A 20,865-nucleotide genomic window follows, 5' to 3' on the forward strand; every position below is an offset into this window, starting at 1 on the left:
ACGCGGTCCTGAATGATCTTCTCCAGGCCCGCGAAGGCGCCCGCCACGATGAACAGCACGTTCGTCGTGTCGATCTGGATGAACTCCTGGTGCGGGTGCTTGCGGCCGCCCTGCGGGGGCACCGACGCCGTCGTGCCCTCGAGGATCTTGAGCAGCGCCTGCTGCACGCCCTCGCCGGAGACGTCGCGCGTGATCGACGGGTTTTCACTCTTTCGAGCGATCTTGTCGACCTCGTCGATGTAGATGATGCCCGTCTCGGCGCGCTTCACGTCGTAGTCGGCGGCCTGGATGAGCTTCAGGAGGATGTTCTCGACGTCCTCACCGACGTAGCCGGCCTCCGTCAGCGCTGTCGCGTCGGCGATGGCGAACGGCACGTTCAGCATCTTCGCGAGCGTCTGCGCGAGGTAGGTCTTGCCGCAGCCCGTGGGGCCGAGCATCAGGATGTTGGACTTCGCCAGCTCAACGCCGTCGTCACGACCCTCGCGCCCGCGGTCGCCCGCCTGGATGCGCTTGTAGTGGTTGTAGACGGCGACGGAGAGGGTGCGCTTGGCATCACTCTGGCCGATGACGTACTGGTCGAGGAACTCGTGGATCTCGGCGGGCTTCGGCAGCTCGTCGAGCTTCACGTCGCCGGCCTCGGCCAGCTCCTCCTCGATGATCTCGTTGCAGAGATCGATGCACTCATCGCAGATGTAGACGCCGGGGCCGGCGATGAGTTTCTTCACCTGCTTCTGGCTCTTTCCGCAGAAAGAGCACTTCAGCAAGTCGCCGCCGTCACCGATACGCGCCATGACCGCTGACCTATGTCCCCTCCGGCGCACACCTGCTGTAGTGCGCCTGCTGACTTGCTGTGGCAGTCCCACTGGCTGTGGGTGCTGAGCCCGTTCACCTGACGGTACCTGGCCTACCCCGTTTCAGGGGAGGACCAGCGTCCCCCTGACACGCCGATCAGGCCAGTTAACCGGTCACATCGGCGTGTCGGGTGGGTACGCGATGCCCAAGGACTGGGGTTCCCAGTCCTTGGGCATACCCATCAGGACTTGGCGGAAAGCTTGCGGTAGGGCAGCACCGAGTCGACGATGCCGTACTCCTTGGCCTCGTCGGCCGTGAGGATCCGGTCGCGCTCGATGCTCTCGCGGACCTCCTCTGCCGTCCGGTTCGTGTGCCGCGCGAGGGTGGACTCCATCAGGCGGCGCACGCGCTGGATCTCGTTCGACTGGATCTCCAGGTCGGACACCTGACCGTACGCGCCCTCCATCGAAGGCTGGTGGATCAGGATTCGCGCGTTCGGCAGCGCGTGGCGCTTGCCGGGCGTGCCCGCGGCCAGCAGCACCGCGGCGGCCGAGGCGGCCTGGCCGAGGCAGTACGTCTGGATGTCCGGGCGGACGAACTGCATGGTGTCGTAGATGGCCATCAGCGAGGTGAACGAGCCACCCGGCGAGTTGATGTACATCAGGATGTCGCGGTCCGGGTCCTCGGACTCGAGCACCAGCAGCTGCGCCATGACGTCGTTGGCGGAGGCGTCGTCAACCTGCACGCCGAGGAAGATGATGCGCTCCTCGAACAGCTTGTTGTACGGGTTCGACTCCTTCATGCCGTAGCTGGTGCGCTCGACGAACGAGGGCAGCACGTACCGCGACTGAGGCATGTGGAACTGGCTCACTTCGAGATCTCCTCAGCTTCCTAGTTGCCCGAGCGCACGGACTGGGGGCGGGTGACGACCTTGTCGACAAAGCCGTACTCCAGCGCCTCCTGCGCGGTGAACCAGCGGTCGCGGTCCGAGTCCTGGATGATCCGCTCGACCGGCTGGCCGGTGTGCTCGGCGATGAGCTCCGCCATCTCGCGCTTGGTGCGCGTCAGCATGTCCGCCTGGATCGCGATGTCCGCGGCCGTACCGCCGACGCCGGCCGACGGCTGGTGCATGAGGATGCGCGCGTGCGGGAGCGCGTGGCGCTTGCCGGGGGCACCCGCGGAGAGCAGGAACTGCCCCATCGAGGCCGCGAGGCCCATCGCGTAGGTGGCCACGTCCGGCTCGATCAGCTGCATCGTGTCGTAGATGGCCATGCCCGCCGTGACGGAGCCACCCGGCGAGTTGATGTAGAGGGTGATGTCCTTCTCGGGGTCCTCAGCGGCGAGAAGCAGCAGCTGAGCGGTGATCTGGTTGGCGATGCCCTCTTCGACCTGCGATCCCAGGACGATGATCCGCTCGCGGAGCAGCCGCTCGTACACCGAGTCGTTGAGGTTCATCCCGGCGGTGGCCGACCGCATCTCGGGGGTCGGGAAGGAGTGCTGCGTCACGTCTGCCTGCCTAACTCCAGGTGGAACGAATCTGGATGCGAAAAACTCTCTGCGACCGACCTTAACGAAGGCGGGCGGCGTCAGATGCCCGACACCGCCCGCGTTCGCTGACAGCTTTACTTCTCGCCGTCCTCATCGGACTTGGTCTCACCGAAGAGCTCGTCGAGGTCCAGCTTCTGACCAGCCGAGTCGCTCACGGTGGCCTGACGCACGACGCTCGCGAGCGCCTTGCCCCTGCGGACGTCGGCGAAGATCGCGCCGAGCTGGCCCGACTGCTGGGCGCGCTTGACGTACTCGTCGGGGCTGATGCCGAAGCGCTGGGCCTGGTAGATGATCCGCTCGGTCAGCTCGCCGTCGGACACGGTGACCTGCTCGGCGTCGGCGATGGAGTCGAGCACCAGCTGCGTCTTGACGGCCTGCTCGGCGGCCTTGCGCAGCTCCGCGTCGAACTCCTCCTCCGTCTGCCCCTGCTCGGTCAGCCACTCGGCGAACTTCGCCTCGTCGTGGTCGAAGGCGTGCACGGCGTCGTGCTTGCGGGCGTCGATCTCGCCCTGGACGATGCCCTCCGGCAGCGGCACCTCGGTGGTCTCGAGCAGCGCCTCGAGCACCTTGTCGCGCGCCTGGACGCCCTGCTGCATCTTCTTGACGCGGCCCAGGCGGGTCTGCAGGTCGGCCTTGAGCTCGTCGAGCGTGTCGAACTCGCTGGCGAGCTGCGCGAACTCGTCGTCGAGCTCGGGGAGCTGACGCTCCTTGACGGTGTTCAGCACGACGGTGACCTCGGCCTCGCGGCCCTGGTGCTCACCGGCGACGAGCGTGGTGGTGAACGTCTTGGTCTCGCCCTCGGAGGCACCGATCAGGGCGTCGTCGATACCTTCGACGAGCTGGCCGGAGCCGATCTCGTAGGACAGGCCGCTGGTGCGCGCCTCCTCGACCTCTTCACCGTCGACCGTGGCCGACAGGTCGACGATGACGAAGTCGCCGGTCTCGGCGGGGCGGGACACACCGGTCAGCGTGCCGAAGCGCGCACGGAGCTCGTCGAGCTGCGTCGCCACGTCCTCGTCGGTGACCTCCTGCTCGTCGACCGTGACCGCGAGCTCGCCGAACGCGGGCACGGTGATCTCGGGACGAACGTCGACCTCGGCGGTGAACTCGAGCGTCGCGCCGTCCTCGATCTTCGTGACCTCGAAGTCGGGCCGGCCGAGCGTGCGCACCTCACCCGCGGAGACAGCCTCCAGGTACTTGGCCGGGATGGCCTCCTGGATGACCTCGTCCAGCACCGGAGCGCGGCCGATGCGGCTCTCCAGCACCTTGGCGGGGGCCTTGCCCGGACGGAAACCGGGGATGCGGACCTGCTTCGCGAGCTTCCGGTACGCCTGGTCGAAGTTCGACTTGAGCTCGTCGAACGGCACCTCGACGTTGATCCGGACCCTCGTCGGGCTCAGGTGCTCGACGGTGCTCTTCAACGTGGACTCCTCGTAACGAACAAGAACGTGCAGACAGCCGGTACCGCCTGATGTGGCGCCCGGATTCCCAGCGAGTCTAGGCGAGACCCGCCAAGTGACCACCGCCACCCCGGCTCACGCAGCTCGCGATCTCCCTCCGGCCCTCTTCCCAACGCCGCCCAGAGACAGCCGGTCCGAGCCGTCCCAGGGCAGGGCGACGGGCCGTGTTTTTGTTCGCTCGGCGAACAACTTCACCGAAAAGAGTCACCCAACTACGGCCCGTCGAAGACCCCGTCTCAATTTCACTCTTTCGGCGGCAACGACCATTCCGCCACGATCGAGATGACTCCATAAGCACTAATCGTCGCCGCGCAGCCGACAGGTAGCGTTACAGCTCCCGCACCATCCGTAACAGGACCACGGGAACGAACGAGAAAAAGTCGTCGCATCGATTTACTCCGAGGATCCGCCTGATGGAGACACGCCAGCTTCTCGCGTTCACGACCGTGGTACAGACAGGGAGCTTCACCAAGGCCGCAGCCACGCTCAACTGCTCGCAGCCAACCATCACCACCCGCATCAAGGCCCTCGAGGAGACCCTCGGCGTAGTCCTTTTCCGCCGCCTCCCGAGAGGTATCCAGATGACGTCGGCGGGCGTCGAACTGCTCCCCTTCGCACGAAACATCATCAACCTCACCGAAAAGGCTCGAAAAGCCATAACGATGAACGGTGAGCCCCACGGCAAACTCGTCATCGGCTCCGCACAGAGTTTGACCGACTACCGTCTGCTACCACTCATCGAATACATGTGCTGGCGCTACCCCTCCGTACAACTCTCACTGCACTCGCGGAACACCCTGAACAACCTGAACTCGGTCCGCGACGGAGCCCTCGACTGCGCCTTCTTCATCGGCGCCATCGAACCCCGCGAGGGCCTGGAAACCACCGTCCTGTGCCCCGAGCCCCTGGTGATGGTCGCGGGCCCGAACCACGCGCTGACCCAACGCCAGTCCCTGACCGACGACGACTTCGCGAGCACCACCCTGATCCGAGCCGAGAACGGCGCCTCCTACCACGAGCTCTTCGAGAACTCCCTGGGCCACGACGACACCCGAGCCCCCGTCCTCGAACTGGACTCCGTCGACGCCGCCAAACGAGCCGTGGCCTCAGGCCTGGGCATCGCCCTGATGCCCGAAGTGACCGTGGCGACAGAACTCGCCGACGGCAGGTTGGTCCGCTTGCCCTGGTCCGCGAACTTCCGCGTCTACACGCAGTTCGGCTGGCGCCAGGACAACTCGACGAACCCGGCGGTGACGGCTCTGGTGTCCGCAGCGGCCCAGGTTGTGAGCGACCAGGTCGCCTCCCTGACCTGACAGGAAGCCGAAGGCGAGCCGAACGAACCAATACCGGGCCTGGTGGGGGTGGGTCCCGTCACGAGTCGTGCCCGATCGTCCTGCTCCGGCACGGCTCGTGACGGGACACGGCCCAACCGGTGATCAGATTGGCGGAGCCCCGGAAACGGACTCCCAACCGGCAGACGCCGACGCAACCGGGGGACGACCTACGGACGCGACACGCCCACCACCCCGGTACTCCCCCGAACCACCAACGCGGGCAACACATCCTCGACGTCAGTGGGCGAAGCCCCAGCCAGCACCGCCCCCAACGCCCGAGCAGCCCGAGCCCCGAACGCGAACGTGTCCCGGGACAACGCGGTCAACCGCCCGTGCTGACACAAGACCGAGTCGTCCCAAGCAACAATCGACAACTCCGAGGGCACCGCGACCCCGAGCGAAGCAGCCACCTCAGCCCCAGCCACCGCCATCACATCGTTGTCATAAACGATCGCCGTAGGCGGCTCCCCACCAGACAACAACGCCCGAGTAGCCGAAGCCCCAGCCTCGGCCGTGTAGTCCCCAGCGACGATCACACCGTCCACGACAGACGCCGAGAACGCCTGATCCCGCCGAACGGTGTGCAACAACGACGACAACCCGGCAACCCGAGCAATCCGCCGATGCCCCAACGACTTCAGATACTCGACAACCGAAGTCATGGCCGCATAGTCGTCGGCCCACACAGAGGCCAACGAACCGTGGTGCCCGGCCCCACCCACGACAACGGCCGGCAACCCAAGATCAGACATCAGTTCAACCCGAGGATCCGACACCAAGAGATCCACGAGGAACACGCCGTCGACCCGATGCTCGGCCCACCACCGCCGGTAGAGCTCGATCTCCTCTTCCCGAGAAGACACGACCTGCAGCAGCAAGGCAGCTGACATCTCAGACTGCATCCCAGCGATCAGCTGAAAGAAGAACGCCTCGTCCCCAAGGGCCCGAGGCGGCCGCACGAGCACGAGCCCCACCGCGTCAGCAGAGGCGGACGACAACGCCCGAGCGGTGACAGAAGGCCGATACCCCAACGAAGACGCGACGGCGAGCACCCGAGCCCGAGTCGCCTCGGACACACCGGACCGCCCGTTCAACGCGAGCGACACAGCCCCCTTCGACACCCCTGCCGCGGCCGCGATGTCCTTGATGGTCGGCCTCTTCACGCGAGCACACCCTGTCCGGAACGAGACAACAAGACGTCCGGAGGCTAGCCGGAGATAAACCGGTTTAGCTAGGGTCCGCGACCAAGGAGGTGGGTGTCAATGAAGAGGCGCACGTTCCTCGCGGGCCTGGCGGCCCTCCCGATCACGTCGTCCGTCGCGGGCTGTGGTCTGTCGAGCAACACCGCAAGCAACTCGTCGGCGTCCGGGCAGGTCACCGGCGAGATCACGTTCCAGACGTGGTCGCTCAAGCCCAAGTACACCGACTACGTCAACGGTGTCATCGACGCGTTCCAGAAGCAGCACCAGGGCACCGCGGTGAAGTGGGTGGACCAGCCCGCGGACGGGTACCTGGCCAAGGTCATGGCGGACGCGAGCGCGGGCAGCCTGCCCGACGTCATCAACGTGCCGCCGGACCTCAGCTTCCCGCTCGCCAGGGCGGGGCAGCTCGTCAACCTCGACGAGTCGCTCAAGGACGCCAAGCCCGAGTACCTCGAGAACGCCTGGCAGGCGTTCGAGATCCCCGGCAAGGGTGGCTGCTACGGCTTCCCGTGGTACCTCAACACCGGGCCGATCTTCTACAACAAGGCGCTGTTCCAGCAGGCCGGCCTCGACCCGGACAAGCCGCCGACGAACTTCAAGGAGCTGGAACAGCAGGCGCTTCAGCTCGCGCAGAAGAAGGTCGCCATGCTCGGCCAGACCCCGAGCATCGCCGACTTCGGGCTGTACGGCGTGAAGCTGTTCGAGAACGACAAGTTCACGTTCAACGAGCCCAAGGGCGTCGAGTTCGTCGAGACCTACAAACGGATGTACGACGCGGGCGCGCTGATCCCCGAGGCGCTGACGCAGAACTACACGGGCGCCGGCGCGAAGTTCATGGCGCAGCAGACCGCGCTCAGCCCCGGCAGCGCGTACGACCTCGGCAAGTTCAAGACCGACGCGCCCAGCCTGTACGCGAACATCGGCATCACCAAGCCCATCACGAACACGGGCAGCGCCAACATGTTCCTGCACGGCGTGAGCGTGCCGAAGAGCAGCAAGAACCAGGCGACGGCGCTCGCGTTCGGGCGGTTCGTCACCAACGCCGAGAACCAGGTGAAGTTCGCCAAGCTCGCATCGATCTTCCCGAGCACCAGCAAGGGCGGCGACGACCCGTACTTCACCACGGAGGACGGCAGCGACGAGGCACGCGTGCGGGTCGCGGCGGCCAAGCAGCTCAAGACCGCGGTGAACTACACGCCGGTGCAGTTCAGCGATCAGATGCGGGAAGCGCTGCTGCAGCAGCTCGCGGACGCGATGCTGGGCAAGAAGTCACCGAAGCAGGCGTTGGACGACGCCGTCAACGAGTGCAACCGGCTCCTCAAGTGACCCCCGGAAAATGACCCACAGACCCTACACGCCGTGGCTGTTCCTGCTGCCAGGACTGGCCGTCTGCCTCATGTTCACGATCTTCCCGTTCCTGAACATGATCGTGCTCGCGTTCACCGACGCGAGCGCGCTGGGCGGCGGCCAGTTCACCGGTGCGGACAACTTCGTGCGGATGGCGCAGGACCCGAAGTTCTGGGTGGCCGCGCGCAACAGCCTGCTGTACATGGTGTGCGTCGTGCCGCCGCTGGTGCTGTTGCCGCTGCTGATCGCGGTGCTCGCGCAGAAGATCGTGCCCGGCATCGGGATCTTCCGCACCGCGTTCTTCACGCCCGTGATCGCGTCCGCGGTCGTGGTCGGGCTCATCTGGACGTGGCTGCTCGACAGCCGCGGCCTGGTGAACAGCGTCGTGGAAGCGTTGGGCGGCACCAGGATCCCGTTTCTCACCGACTCGACGCTGCTGCTGATCAGCTCGATGGTGGTGACGGTCTGGCGCGGCCTCGGCTACTACATGGTGATCTACCTGGCCGCGCTCGCGAACGTGCCGAAGGACCTGCACGAGGCGGCGATGGTCGACGGCGCGGGACCTGTGCGCCGCTTCTGGTCGGTCACCGTGCCCGCGCTCAGACCGACCATGGTGCTCATCGCGGCGCTGAGCGCGGTCAACGGGTTCCGCGTCTTCTCCGAGATCTATCTGCTGTCGGGAGGCACCGGCGGGCCGGGCGGGGCGAGCACCACGATGGTGATGCTCATCCAGTCGGTCGGCCGCGGCCTCACCGGTGAGGTCGGCTACGCCTCGGCGCTGAGCTTCGTGCTGTTCGTGATCCTGCTGGGACTGCTGCTGATCACCCTCAAGCTCAACCGCAGGGAGGACCAGCTGTGAAGCTCGCACTCCGCTACGCAGGTCTGCTGGCCATCCTCGCCATCAGCATCGGGCCGTTCCTGTGGCAGTTCGCCACCAGCATCAAGGGCCCGAACGAGGACGTCTTCGTCCCCGACTTCATCCCGGACGACCCGACCTTCGGCAACTACGCCGCCGTCGCCGACGTGGTGCCGGTCTGGTCGTTCGCGCTCAACTCGCTGGCCGTCGCGAGCGTCAACGTCCTCACGAACTGCGTGGGCGCCGCGATGGCCGGCTACGCCCTGGCACGACTCAGGTTCCGCGGCCGCAGGTTCGCCGCGGTGATCTTCGCCGGCAGCATCCTGGTGCCGTTCGAGGCCATCCTGATCTCGCTGTTCCTGGTGATGCGGGGACTCGGGCTCACCAACACGCTCACCGGCGTCGTGCTGCCCGGCTCGATCGCCGCGCTCAACGTCCTGTTGCTGCGCAACGCCTTCCTCGCACTCCCCGCCGAAGTCGAGGAAGCCGCGATCATCGACGGCGCCAACGCGTGGCAGCGCTTCACCCGCCTCGCGCTGCCGTCGGTGAAGGGCACGCTGGTCGTGGTGGCGCTGTTCTCGTTCATGTTCAGCTGGGACGACTTCCTCTGGCCGCTCGTCGTGCTGAGCGACCAGGAGAAGTACACGCTCACCATCGGTCTCGCGTACCTCCAGGGCACATTCGTGCAGAACCAGCGGCTGGTGGCGGCGGGCACGATCATCGCCGTCCTCCCCCTGATCCTGCTGTTCCTTTTGCTGCAAAAGCACTTCTTCCGCGGTGTGGGAGAAGGCGCGATCAAGGGATGACCAAACGGGATTGGACACGGCAAGTGCGTTTCGGCGTGAACTACACACCCTCGACCGGCTGGTTCCACCACTGGCTCGACTTCTCCCTCGACGACGTCAAAGCCGACTTCGAGTCCATCGCGGGCCTCGGGCTCGACCACGTGCGGGTCTTCCCGCTCTGGCCGGTGTTCCAGCCCAACCGCGGCCTCGTCCGGCCCAAGGCCGTCGAGCAGCTCGCTCAGATGCTCGACGCCGCCCACGAGACCGGCCTGGACGTGCAGGTCGACGTGCTGCAGGGCCACCTGTCGAGCTTCGACTTCTACCCGTCGTGGGTGCAGACCTGGCACCGCCGCAACATCTTCACCGACCCGGACGTGCTCAGCGGACAGAGGTTCTACGTCCGCACGCTCGCCGAAGCGTTGCGTGACAAGCCGAACTTCCTCGGCTTCACCCTCGGCAACGAGGTCAACCTGCTCACCGAGTCGAACCCGTGCACACCGGAGCAGGCCGGGGAGTGGATCGACGCGCTGCTCCAGGAGTGCGAGACCGCCGCACCAGGCCTCCCGCACGTGCACTCGGAGTACGACGCCGTCTGGTACGAGAAGGATCACGCGTTCCTGCCGGAGCACGCGGCCACCAAGGGTGCGATGACGACCGTGCACTCGTGGGTCTTCAACGGCACCGCGCAGCGCTACGGACCTCTCAGTACGGAAAGCGTCCATCACGCCGAGTACCTCGTCGAACTGGCCAGGGCGCACGCGGAAGAGCCTTGGCGTCCGGTCTGGCTGCAGGAGGTCGGCGCCGCCCAGCCCGAGATCAGCGCCGAGCAGGCACCCGAGTTCGCCGAGCAAACGCTTGCGAACGTGCTGACCTGCGCGAACCTGTGGGGCGTCACGTGGTGGTGCTCGCACGACGTCGACCGTGCGCTGGTCGACTTCCCCGAACGCGAGTACGAGTTGGGGTTGTTGACGACGGAACGCAAGGTCAAGCCGCTCGGGGAGGCGATCGCCCGGATCGTGCGCGAAGCCGACCCTGTACCCGCGGACCGCACGCCGATCAAGCTGCACGGCGACCGGTCCTCGTGGGGACCAGGTGGCGCTTTCTTCGAAGAGTGGATGACTCTCGCGCGCGACGGCGTGCGGGCCTCGATCGAGCTGGGGTGAACACGTGCACGACGAACGCGCGCTGCTGGAAGAACGACTCAACCGCACGCTGAAGGAACGCATCCGCCCGGCGATCTACGGCGAGACCGCGCCGCTCGAGCTGGCCGTGTGGACCGTGCCGGACGAGCCTGTCCCGGCCGCGGAGGCGCTGGCAGCCACGTATGAACCGGCACGCGTCGGCGACTCCTGGGGCGCGCCGTGGAGCACCAGCTGGTTCCGGCTGAGCGGGCGGGTTCCGCAGGCGTGGCAGGGCAAGCAGGTCGAGGTCGTGCTGGACCTCGGTTTCACCCACCCCGGCCCCGGTTTCCAGTCCGAGGGCCTCGCCTACACCGCCGCGGGCGAGCCGATCAAGGGCATCGAGCCGCGCAACACCTACCTGCCCGTGAACGGCGATGAAGTCCTTTTCTACCTGGAAGCCGCGGGCAACCCGACGATTCTCGACTTCCACCCGTTCCTGCCGACACCGCTGGGCGACAAGGACACCGCGGGCACCGACCCGTTGTACAAGATCCTTAAGGCAGAACTCGCGGTGTTCCAGCCGCAGGTGTGGCACCTGATGCTCGACATCGAGGTCCTGCAGTCGCTCATGAAGGAGCTCCAGGACCACGACCCGCGCCGGCACAAGATCCTGCACGCGCTGGACCGGGCGATGGACGCGCTGGACCTGGGCGACGTGGCCGCCACCGCCGACCTGGCCCGCGCGGAGCTGGAGCACGTGCTGTCGTTGCCCGCCACCGCGTCCGCGCACAAGGTCTCCGCGATCGGCCACGCGCACATCGACAGCGCCTGGCTGTGGCCGCTGCGCGAGACGGTCCGCAAGTGCGCCAGGACGTTCTCCAACGTCACCAGGCTGATGGACGAGTACCCGGATTTCTACTTCGCCTGCTCGCAGGCGCAGCAGTACGCGTGGATGAAGGAACACCATCCGCACGTCTGGGACCGCATCCGCGAGAAGGTCCGAAGTGGACAGTTCGTGCCGGTCGGCGGCATGTGGGTCGAGTCGGACACGAACATGCCCGGCGGCGAGGCGATGGCCCGCCAGCTCGTGCACGGCAAGCGCTTCTTCCTCGACAACTTCGGCGTCGAGACAGAGGAGGTGTGGCTGCCCGACTCGTTCGGCTACAGCGCCGCGCTTCCCCAGCTGATCAAGCTGTCCGGCTCGCGCTGGTTCCTCACCCAGAAGCTGTCGTGGAACCAGATCAACAGGTTCCCGCACCACACGTTCTGGTGGGAGGGCATCGACGGCACGCGGATCTTCACGCACTTCCCGCCGGTCGACACCTACAACTCGTCGCTGTCCGGCGAGGAGTTGGCACGGGCGTCACGGCAGTTCGCCGAGCACGCCAAGGCGTCCCGGTCGCTCGTGCCGTTCGGCTACGGCGACGGCGGTGGCGGCCCCACCCGCGAGATGATGGAGACCGCGCACCGCGTCGCGAACCTCGAAGGCTCCCCCACCGTGAAGGTCGAGCCGCCACGAGACTTCTTCCAATCGGCGCAGGACGAGTACCCGGACGCGCCGGTGTGGGCCGGCGAGCTGTACCTGGAGAAGCACCGCGCCACCTACACCACGCAGGCCAAGACCAAGCAGGGCAACCGGCGCAGCGAGCACTTGTTGCGTCAGGCCGAGCACTGGGCGACCGCGGCAGCGCTCCTTGGCCACGCTTATCCGTACGAAGAGCTCGACCGGCTGTGGAAGACCGTGCTGCTGCACCAGTTCCACGACATCCTGCCGGGCAGCTCGATCGCCTGGGTGCACCGCGAGGCCGAGGCCACCTACGCTCGCGTGGCGACCGAGCTCAAGGCCCTGACCACACATGCCATCGACGCCATCAAGGGCGACGGCGACGACGAGCTGACGTTCGACGTGCTCGGCGGTGACGCCCCGAAGCCGTTCGTGGCGCCACAGAACGGCGTGCTCGACAACGGCAGTCTCCGCGTCACGATCGACGCCGACGGCATCGTTCTGTCCGTTCTGGACCTGGAAGCCGACCGGGAAGTCCTGCCGCCGCACGGGTTCGCCGGCATGCCGCAGCTGCACCGCGACAACCCGAACCAGTGGGACGCCTGGGACATCGACCCGTCCTACCGCAACTGGAAGGCCGACCTGATCCCGTCCGAGCGTGTCGACGCCGAGGACGGTGTCGTGGTGCGGGCCAAGTTCGGCAACTCGGGGCTCACCCAGACCATCCGGCTGCGCGAGGGCGCCAAGCAGGTCGACTTCGAGACCGAGGTCGACTGGCAGGAACGCGAGAAGCTGCTCAAGATCGCGTTCCCGCTCGACCTCCGCGCCGAGGTCTCCACCGCGGAAACCCAGTTCGGCCACCTGCACCGCCCGGTGCACACCAACACCTCATGGGAGGCCGCGAAGTTCGAGATCTGCGCCCACCGCTTCCTGCACGTCGGCGAACCCGGCTACGGCGTCGCGGTGGTCAACGACTCGACCTACGGCCACGAGGTCACCCGCACGATCCGCGAGGACGGTGGCACCACCACGACCGTGCGGCTGTCCCTGCTGCGCGCACCGAGGTTCCCCGACCCGGAGACCGACCAGGGCGAGCACCGCTTCCGCTACGCCCTCGTGGTCGGCGCGGGCATCCCGGAAGCCATCGACGCCGGGTACCGGATCAACCTGCCGCCTCTGGTCGTCCGCGGTTCCCAGGCTCCACAACCGCTGGTGCACACGGACAATCCGGCGGTCCGCGTCGAGGCCGTCAAGCTGGCCGACGACCGGTCGGGCGACGTCGTCGTCCGGCTCTACGAGGCACACGGCGGTCGCGCTCGCGCCCGCGTCGGCACCTCCTTCTCCTACCGGGGGATCCAGGAGACCGACCTGCTCGAACGACCTCTCGGTGATGCTTCGGCGGACGTGGTGCTGCGCCCGTTCCAGGTGCTCACCCTGCGGTTCCTCCGGTGACCGCGGCGACCCAGTCGCTCTGGTACCCGTTCTCGGTCTACGCCGGTGACCCGCACGACAGTCAGCTGGTGAGCGGCGGCATCGACTTCGGCGACCGCGAGCGTGAACGAGTGGCGTGAGCACTGACGTACGGGAGCCCCTTACGCCACGACGTGAGGGGCTCCGGCGTATGGGCCTCAGTGCCGAGTAAGGGGTCTCACGGCCGGGCCTTAGGTGATCTTCCGATGTAGGAGGCCACCCCTCAGGAGCAATCTCACTCTCGTCGGAAAACGAACTGAGGAGTGAGCAGCGATGGAATGGACGCCCGAGGCGATCAAGGCGGAGATGGACTACCGGCAGGCTGCCCTGCGGGAGGACGCCCGCCGCGTCCAGGAGTACTACCGCAACGGCGGGAAGCCCCGCTCGTGGTGGCACCGCATGACGCACAGGCACGAGCCCGAGGTCCCCAACGGACAACAGGCTGCGTGATGCCGGGGGTGGTCGTGGGGTGGTTCCTCTCGTCCGGGAACCACCCCACGACTGTTTTTCACACCGTGCTGGTCACGCCTGGGCCGGTCAGGCCTTGGCGAGCCAGGCCTTGACCTTGCCGCCGTTGGCCTCGACCCACTTCTTGGCCGCGTCCTCCGGCTTCATCTTGTCCTCGGCGATGTACTTCGCGACCGTGTTCTGGTCCTCGTTGGTCCACTTGAAGTTCTTGACCAGCTGGAAGGCCGGGCCGTTGGTGTCGGCGAACTTCTTGGACACGATCTTGTCGAGGTCGTAGTCCGGGTAGTCGCAGGCGACCTTCTCCGCGTCGGCGTCACAGCCCGCCTTGTACTCGGGCAGCTTCACCTTCTCGAGCTTGATCTCGTTGAGCAGCCACTGCGGCGAGTAGAAGTAGCCGATGACCCACTTCTTGTCCTTCTCCGCCTGACGGAACGCCTGGATCAGCGCGGTCTCACTGCCGCCGTAGACGACCTTGTAGTTGAGGTTCAGGTTCTTCACCAGAGCCTCGTCGTTGGTCACGAACGACGGGTCGCCGTCGAGCAGCTGGCCCTTGTCGCCGGACTCGGACGACTTGAACTGGTCCGCGTACTTGTTGAGGTTGTTCCAGTCCAGGACGTCGGGGTGCTCCTTGGCGAGCCACGGCGGCACGTACCAGCCGATCTGGCCCTTCACCCCCGTCGAACCCGCGCTGACGGCCGTCTTCTGCTCGTCGATGTACTTCTTGCGCAGGTCGTCGTGGCCCCAGTTCTCGACCACGGCGTCGACCTCACCGGTGCCGAAGCCCTGCCAGGCCACCTCTTCCTTGAGCTCCTTCTTGGTGACCTTGCACTTGAGCTCCTTCTCGGCCACGTACGCGAGCACGGCCGCGTTCGCCTCGTAACCGACCCATGGGTTGACCGCGAGGTTGAACGTGCCGCAGTCGCCGGCCGCACCCGATGCGGAGTCGCCAACCTTGGCGCCGCCGCAACCGGCCAGCGCAAGCGCTCCCACGAGCACTGCTCCCAGCACGCTGTGCCTTGCCACTTTCCGAACCTCCTAGTTGGTCCACCGCTTGGCGGCCGCCTGGGTGAGGCGGTCGAGCATCACGCCCAGCACGACGATCGCGACACCGGCCGCGAGCCCCTTGCCGTACAACTGGCCCTGCGAGAACCCGGCCACCACGTCGTAACCGAGAGCGCCGGCGCCGACGAGGCCACCGACGACGACCATCGAGAGCACGTAGATCAGCCCCTGGTTGGCCGCGAGCGTCAACGCCCTGCGCGCCATGGGCAGCTGCACCTTCACGATCGTCTGCCACGAGCTGGATCCCAGCGCCGTGGACGCCTCGACGGTCGCGGGCGACACCCCGCGGATGCCGTCCGCGATGATCTTGATCGCGACCGGTGCCGCGAACACCACGGCCGCGATGATCGCCGTGAACCTGGTGGCCGAGAACAACGCCAGGATCGGCACCAGGTACACGAACGCGGGCATGACCTGCCCCGCGTCGAGGACCGGCCTGATGAACCGGTCCGCACGCCTGCTGCGGCCCATCCACACGCCGACCACGACGCCGAGGATCATCACCAGGATCGTGGCGACCAGAGTGGACGCCAGCGTGATCATCGCGTCCTGCCACAGTCCCGTCGCGACGAGGACACCGAGGCACGCGGCGGAGACCACGGCCGGCTTCACGCCACCGATCAGGAACGACAACGCGACGATCACCAACGCCACCAGGAACCACGGCGACTCGGCCAGCAGCGCCTGCAACGGGTTGATCAACACCGACGTGACGAAATCCTTGAAGCCGTTCGTGATCACCGGCAGCGAGTCCTGCACCCACTCCGTCGCGGCCGTCGCGCCCTGCCGGATCGAGCTGCCGATCTCCACCTCCGACGGGAACTCCGCCGCCCACAGGTAGGTGTAGGAGAAGTACACGGCGACGCCGGTGACTCCGAGGCCGCCGAACAGGGCCCAGCGCGGCAACGTGCGGCGTTCGGTCGCCGCGGTCGTCACGCGGTCCAGCACGATGGCGAGCACCACGATCGCGAGGCCCGCGTTGAACGCCGTGCCGACGTCGAGCGTCTGCAACGCCTTCACGACCGTCTTGCCCAGACCCGGCGCGTCGATCAGCGCCGCGATCGTGACCATCGACAGCGCGGCCATGATCGTCTGGTTGACGCCGAGCACGATCGTCTTGCGTGCGGACGGCAGCAGCACCTTGAGCAGCGTCTGCTTCCTGGTCGCACCAAGGGACTCCGACGCCTCGACGGTGTTGTGCGGCACCGAGCGGATGGCGTGCGCGGTGATCCGGATCGCCGGTGGTGCGGCGTAGATCAGCGTCGCGATCGTCGCCGAGGCAGGACCGATCAGGAAGAACAGCGTCAACGGTGCCAAGTAGACGAACGTCGGCATCGTCTGCATGAAGTCGAGCACCGGCGTCATCACGCGGTTGGCCCGATCGGACAGTCCCGCCCAGATCCCGAGCGGAATGCCGAAGAGCAGCGCGATCACGACCGCGGCGAGCGTGAGCGAGAGCGTGTCCATGCTCTCCTGCCACAACCCCTGCAGGCCGAGGAACACGAAGCCCGCGACGGAGAGCAGCGCGACCCGCCACCCGGCGACGGCCAGGCTGACGAAACCGGCGATCGCGACCACACCGAGCCAGCCGATCACCGGCACCGGCCGGCCGAACGACGGCTGCGCGATCAACGCCTGCACGAACCTCACGAACTCGTCGATGACGAGCCGGATCTCGTTGAAGAAGTACAGGAACACCGGGTTGGAGTTCCTGGACGCACCGACGGCGTCGTTGACGCTGTTGACCCACCGGTGCAGCGGGGTCAGTTCAGAGGCGTCGAGCGCCAGCGTCCCGACGTTGCGGAACACGAGCCACAACGCCAGCCAGGCCAGCACGATCCCGCCGACGATCAGGGCCTTGCGCGGGATCTGCCTTCGTGGCACGGCAACGGCGACCATCACGCCTCCCCGGCGACGACCCCGAGGATCTCCTCGTCCGCCACAACGCCGAGCAGTTCACCGTCCCGCACGACCTTCACGGGCTTGTCCGCGCTGAGCACGCTGCGCACGGCTTCCCGCACCACGGTCTCCGGAGACAGCTCCGGCCCGTCCAGCTCGTCGTCGGGACGAGGCGGCCGCATGATCCACTTCAGCGTCAGCACGTGCGAGCGCGGCACGTCCTTCACGAAGTCGCGCACGTAGTCGTCCGCCGGCGCGCCGACCAGCTCGTCGCCGGTGCCGACCTGCACGACCTGACCGTCCCGCATGATCAGGATGCGATCGCCCAGCTTGAGCGCCTCGCTCAGGTCGTGGGTGATGAAGACCATCGTCTTGCCGACCTCGCGGTGCAGCCGGATGACCTCGGACTGCATGTCGCGCCGGATCAACGGGTCGAGCGCCGAGAAAGGTTCATCGAAGAACAAAACATCTGGATCACCGGCGAGTGCGCGCGCGAGACCGACGCGTTGCTGCATGCCGCCGGAGAGTTGGTCCGGATAGGACTTCTCGTAGCCGGTGAGGCCGACAAGATCGATAACTTCCTGTGACCGCCCGCCACGTTTCGCCCGCGGTACCCCGCGGATTTCCAGCCCGTAACCGACGTTGTCCGCCACGGTCCGATGAGGCAGCAGACCGAAGTGCTGGAACACCATGGAGAACTTGTTTCTCCGCAGGTCACGCAGCCGCTTGGCGTCCGCTTCGAGAATGTTCTCACCCTCGAACATGATCGTGCCCGCGGTCGGCTCGACGAGCCGCGTGAGGCAGCGGACCAGAGTGGACTTGCCCGACCCGGACAGGCCCATGACCACGAACATCTCACCCGGAGCGACGTCGAAGTCCACTCCGCGCACGGCTGCGACGGCACCTGTGCGATCCATCAGCTCCGTCCGTGACAACGACTTCAGCTCGTCGGATGCCACCACTTGAGACGCATTGGAGCCAAATATTTTCCACAGGTTCCCGACCGAAATCACGGGATCCACGCCAAACCACTCCGACCTGTTGCGGCGACCGTTGCGGGACTGCTTGTTGCAGGCTTGTTGCGGGCTGTTGTTGCGGACTGCGCACTACGTTTCTCGATGCGCGACAGCATCGACCCTCACACGGATACGGTCAAGGGCCGATACAAAGAAAGTCCTTTATGGACAACCAATCATCCCATGACTTGACTGGCCTAGATCGTCCGGGAAAAGCTGAACTGAGCGGTCTCCTGCACCGCCACCCCCTCGACGAGGAGCTGTTCGTGCAAGCCCCCAGAATCGCTCTGGCAATGACGCTCGTGTTGACACTCGCCGGATGTGGCAGCGGATCGACAGCGTCACCCCGCTCCAGCTCGGCGGCACCACCGGAACCCTGCGACTCCATCACCATCGCGGTCAACCCGTGGGTCGGCTACGAGGCCAACGCCGCGGTCATCGCCCACCTGGCCGAGAAGCGGCTCGGCTGCAAGGTCACGAAGAAGGAGGTCGACGAGCAGACGGCCTGGCAGGGCCTCGACTCCGGCGAGATCGACGTGATCCTCGAGAACTGGGGTCACGAGGACCTCAAGCAGAAGTACATCGAGGAGAAGCGCACCGCCGTCCGCGTCGGCCCGTCCGGCAACAAGGGCGTGATCGGCTGGTACGTGCCGCCGTGGATGAAGAAGACCTACCCGGACATCACGAACTACCAGAACCTCAACAAGTACGCCGACCTGTTCAAGACGGCGCAGTCCGAGGGCAGGGGCCAGGTGCTCGACGGCGACCCGTCGTACGTGACCAACGACGAGGCCCTGGTGAAGAACCTTGGACTCAACTACAAGGTCGTCTACGCGGGCAGCGAGCAGGCCCTGATCAAGGCGTTCCGCCAGGCAGAGGAGAAGAAGACGCCGCTGATCGGCTACTTCTTCGAGCCGCAGTGGCTGCACCTCGACATCGAGATGGTCAAGGTCGACCTGCCCGAGTACAAGGCGGGCTGCGACGCGGACGCGGCCAAGGTCGCCTGCGACTACCCGCGCTACGAGCTCGACAAGATCGCGTCCAAGAAGTTCATGGACAAGGGCGGCCCCGCCGCCCGGCTGGTCAAGAACTTCCAGTGGAGCAACGACGAGCAGAACGCGGTCGCGTCGTTCATCGCCAAGTACAAGATGTCGCCGGACGAGGCGGCACGGCGGTGGATCGAGGCCAACCCCGACCGGGTCGACGACTGGCTGACCAAGACCAAGCCCTAGCTGGAGGTGGTGGTCCTCGACCACCACCTCTCGTCGGGGCCTGAGATGTCCTCGACGCTGAGCCGCCGGACGGACCCGGCTCGCTTGAGCCGGGCCTCCAGCTGGTCCTTCCGCTGGGCGAGCCTGCGGTAGACCTCCACCGCCGCCGTCTCCTGCTCGCCCCGCTGCCTCTCCACGGTGCGCCAGTTGCCGAGGAACTCGAGCGTCAGGTCCGCGACCGCCTGCCCCGCCTGCGCGGTCAGTTCGTCGGCCGGTGTCGCGTACCGTCCGGCGTGGAACGCCAGGTTCCTGGTGACGTACAACCATTCCAGCACCGCGATGGCGGTGTCCTCCTGCTCGCGCAACCAGCCCGCGAGCGTCGTGGAGTCCGCGAGCCTCGCCCGCCACAGCTCGACCAGGTCCTGCACCAGGCCGCCCTCGTTCTCCGCCAGCGCGGTGACGGCGTCCTGGGCGGCCTTGAGCTGTTCTTTCGGGCGGTTGTGCTTGATCAGCACCTCCAGCCAGGCGTCCACGGACTTCAGGTGGTGCTTCACCCCGGTCGTCGGAACGTACGCGTCCAGCGGCCCGCGCAACTCCTTGTCGTGATTCGTGACGATGACGTGCAGGCTGACCAGGTGCTGCCGCAACATCTGCAGCGCACACGCCTTCGCCAGCCACGGGATCTTGCTCGGGTCCAGACCGGTCGCCTCCAGCGCACTCCACGCCAGCCCGGCACTGGCCATCGGCGCCGTGCTCGCGGGAATCTGCCTGGCCAGGTTCGCCACCCGCATCGCACTGCGCAGATCAGCGGGCCAGTACGCGGTGAGCGGATAGGCGTTGCCGACCGTGCGGCGATGCTCGGTGCCGCGCGTCACCCGCCCGCTCGGACCGCTGACCTGCCACAGCGGCGCGATGTTCAACTCGGTGAGCCGCTCCCCCGCCGCGTACTGGTCGAGCGCCTCGCTGAGCATCCGCCGCCCCCGCAACGCCGCCGTGTGCGCATCGGCCGCGTTGACCGGCAACCGCACCAGCACCGACGACCCTTCCACGGCGTCCTTGAGGAAGTCGTCCTTCGGCAACCTGTTGCGGTGCAACGGCTCCTGCCTCGCCTGGGGCAACAGCTCGTCCAGATGCCGCAACACCCGCGCGCCCCGCACCACCAGCGCCACGACGTGCCTGCGCGCCTCCGGCCACAACACGTCCCCGAGGTCGCCGCCGGGCTTCTTCAGCCACCGCAACAGGTCTGACCTGAGCTGCCTGCCGTCCCGGCCGTGCACCGCCACGACGACCGCGACCTCGGCGATCATCCTGGCGCGCAGGGGAAGCCCGACACCGGTCCACAGTGGAGTGATCCACTGCCTGACCGCCGAATCCAACGCCCGCGGATCCAGCTTCCGCGCCGCCGCGGCTGTGACCCGTGGGTCGAGCTTCTGCCCGTCAGCCGCGATCGCCGCGTCGACGTCGAGGAGCGTCTGGTGTGCCTCCGCGAGTTCCTTGGCACCACCGTGGACGAAGGCGGGTGCGGCGGCGTCCATGCACGCGAGCGAGGTGGTGACGATGCGGCGCAACAGGTTCCACCGCGGCTGGTCCTCGGTGGCGTGACTCTCGAGCGCCGTCTGCGCCCGCGTGACGGCCAGGAAGGCGCTGTTGAGACCAGCGACGTGCTCGCCGAGGTGCGCGTCGGGGTCGAGCGCGCGCAGCACACCCTGCAGCAGCGCCCGCTGCCCGCGGTCGAGCCCGGCGTCGTCGAACGCCTGCCGCAGCCGGGCGTCGAGGTACTGATAGCGCAC

At 66.8% G+C, this 20,865-nt stretch carries 18 protein-coding genes and 1 pseudogene; 9 read left to right on the plus strand and 10 right to left on the minus strand.

The genetic code is table 11. The annotated features are described in order from the left end of the window. From clpX to tig, 4 genes are all read right to left on the minus strand, one after another. Positions 1–791 (minus strand): ATP-dependent Clp protease ATP-binding subunit ClpX (gene clpX / locus JOD27_RS21325; RefSeq protein ID WP_204764037.1); only part of this gene is annotated, 791 nt, incomplete at its 3' end. Positions 792–1,033: 242 nt separating this feature from the next. Continuing rightward, entirely contained in the window at positions 1,034–1,648 is a 615-nt protein-coding gene (locus tag JOD27_RS21330; protein ID WP_154697940.1) for an ATP-dependent Clp protease proteolytic subunit, read from the minus strand. 35 nt (positions 1,649–1,683) lie between these two features. Further along, positions 1,684–2,268 carry an ATP-dependent Clp protease proteolytic subunit gene (locus tag JOD27_RS21335; protein ID WP_189258933.1) on the minus strand — a complete coding sequence of 195 codons (585 nt, stop codon included), beginning with the start codon at positions 2,266–2,268 and terminating at the stop codon, positions 1,684–1,686. 146 nt (positions 2,269–2,414) lie between these two features. Further along, positions 2,415–3,761, minus strand: a complete 1,347-nt coding sequence (gene tig / locus JOD27_RS21340) for a trigger factor (RefSeq protein WP_204764038.1) — start codon at positions 3,759–3,761, stop codon at positions 2,415–2,417. 452 nt (positions 3,762–4,213) lie between these two features. Between tig and JOD27_RS21345 the strand changes: the two genes are divergently transcribed. Next, entirely contained in the window at positions 4,214–5,113 is a 900-nt protein-coding gene (locus JOD27_RS21345; protein ID WP_204764039.1) for a LysR family transcriptional regulator, read from the plus strand. Positions 5,114–5,301: 188 nt separating this feature from the next. On the opposite strand, the gene JOD27_RS21350 is transcribed toward JOD27_RS21345, so the two are convergent. Together JOD27_RS21350 and JOD27_RS47185 are read right to left on the minus strand one after the other, a co-directional pair. After that, positions 5,302–6,108: a LacI family DNA-binding transcriptional regulator gene (locus tag JOD27_RS21350; protein ID WP_372441722.1), complete on the minus strand. Its 807-nt coding sequence runs from the start codon at positions 6,106–6,108 to the stop codon at positions 5,302–5,304. Between the two features lie 51 nt (positions 6,109–6,159). Next, a pseudogene (locus JOD27_RS47185) lies at positions 6,160–6,297 on the minus strand (LacI family DNA-binding transcriptional regulator); the annotation flags it as partial. A 99-nt stretch (positions 6,298–6,396) separates the two neighbouring features. Between JOD27_RS47185 and JOD27_RS21355 the strand changes: the two are divergent. The 7 genes from JOD27_RS21355 (at position 6,397) to JOD27_RS21380 (ending at position 13,869) form a co-directional block, all read left to right on the plus strand. Beyond that, positions 6,397–7,662 carry an ABC transporter substrate-binding protein gene (locus JOD27_RS21355; protein WP_204764041.1) on the plus strand — a complete coding sequence of 422 codons (1,266 nt, stop codon included), beginning with the start codon at positions 6,397–6,399 and terminating at the stop codon, positions 7,660–7,662. A 10-nt stretch (positions 7,663–7,672) separates the two neighbouring features. Then, complete coding sequence (locus tag JOD27_RS21360; protein WP_204764042.1) at positions 7,673–8,542, plus strand: carbohydrate ABC transporter permease; 870 nt, start codon at positions 7,673–7,675, stop codon at positions 8,540–8,542. Then, positions 8,539–9,345 (plus strand): carbohydrate ABC transporter permease, encoded by an 807-nt coding sequence (locus tag JOD27_RS21365; protein ID WP_204764043.1) that lies wholly within the window; start codon positions 8,539–8,541, stop codon positions 9,343–9,345. Before JOD27_RS21360 ends, JOD27_RS21365 begins: the two co-directional genes overlap by 4 nt. A gap of 35 nt (positions 9,346–9,380) precedes the next feature. Further along, the gene (locus JOD27_RS21370; protein ID WP_204764044.1) at positions 9,381–10,487 is read left to right on the plus strand and encodes a glycoside hydrolase 5 family protein; all 1,107 of its coding nucleotides are present in this window, start codon (positions 9,381–9,383) and stop codon (positions 10,485–10,487) included. A gap of 4 nt (positions 10,488–10,491) precedes the next feature. Then, complete coding sequence (locus JOD27_RS21375) at positions 10,492–13,401, plus strand: alpha-mannosidase (RefSeq protein WP_204764045.1); 2,910 nt, start codon at positions 10,492–10,494, stop codon at positions 13,399–13,401. Beyond that, positions 13,398–13,520, plus strand: a complete 123-nt coding sequence (locus JOD27_RS46105; RefSeq protein WP_275591753.1) for a hypothetical protein — start codon at positions 13,398–13,400, stop codon at positions 13,518–13,520. The genes JOD27_RS21375 and JOD27_RS46105 overlap by 4 nt, the downstream gene beginning before the upstream one ends. A gap of 172 nt (positions 13,521–13,692) precedes the next feature. Continuing rightward, positions 13,693–13,869, plus strand: coding sequence for a hypothetical protein (locus tag JOD27_RS21380; RefSeq protein WP_157985346.1), 177 nt, complete (start codon positions 13,693–13,695; stop codon positions 13,867–13,869). 87 nt (positions 13,870–13,956) lie between these two features. Here JOD27_RS21380 and JOD27_RS21385 read toward each other — a convergent pair whose 3' ends face one another. From JOD27_RS21385 to JOD27_RS21395, 3 genes are read right to left on the minus strand one after another with little or no spacing between them, the layout of a single operon-like run. Then, positions 13,957–14,910: an ABC transporter substrate-binding protein gene (locus JOD27_RS21385; RefSeq protein WP_204764046.1), complete on the minus strand. Its 954-nt coding sequence runs from the start codon at positions 14,908–14,910 to the stop codon at positions 13,957–13,959. A 12-nt stretch (positions 14,911–14,922) separates the two neighbouring features. Further along, entirely contained in the window at positions 14,923–16,848 is a 1,926-nt protein-coding gene (locus tag JOD27_RS21390; RefSeq protein WP_204764047.1) for an ABC transporter permease, read from the minus strand. Next, entirely contained in the window at positions 16,848–17,765 is a 918-nt protein-coding gene (locus JOD27_RS21395; protein WP_239568194.1) for a quaternary amine ABC transporter ATP-binding protein, read from the minus strand. The genes JOD27_RS21390 and JOD27_RS21395 overlap by 1 nt, the downstream gene beginning before the upstream one ends. A gap of 365 nt (positions 17,766–18,130) precedes the next feature. Here JOD27_RS21395 and JOD27_RS21400 point away from each other — a divergent pair, with 365 nt between their 5' ends. Next, positions 18,131–19,096 (plus strand): ABC transporter substrate-binding protein, encoded by a 966-nt coding sequence (locus JOD27_RS21400; protein WP_204764049.1) that lies wholly within the window; start codon positions 18,131–18,133, stop codon positions 19,094–19,096. On the opposite strand, the gene JOD27_RS21405 is transcribed toward JOD27_RS21400, so the two are convergent. Then, positions 19,093–20,865: a hypothetical protein gene (locus JOD27_RS21405; protein WP_204764050.1), complete on the minus strand. Its 1,773-nt coding sequence runs from the start codon at positions 20,863–20,865 to the stop codon at positions 19,093–19,095. The two genes, JOD27_RS21400 and JOD27_RS21405, sit on opposite strands and share 4 nt — an antisense overlap.

It is taken from the genome of Lentzea nigeriaca (genome assembly GCF_016907955.1).
Lineage (GTDB): Bacteria > Actinomycetota > Actinomycetes > Mycobacteriales > Pseudonocardiaceae > Lentzea > Lentzea nigeriaca.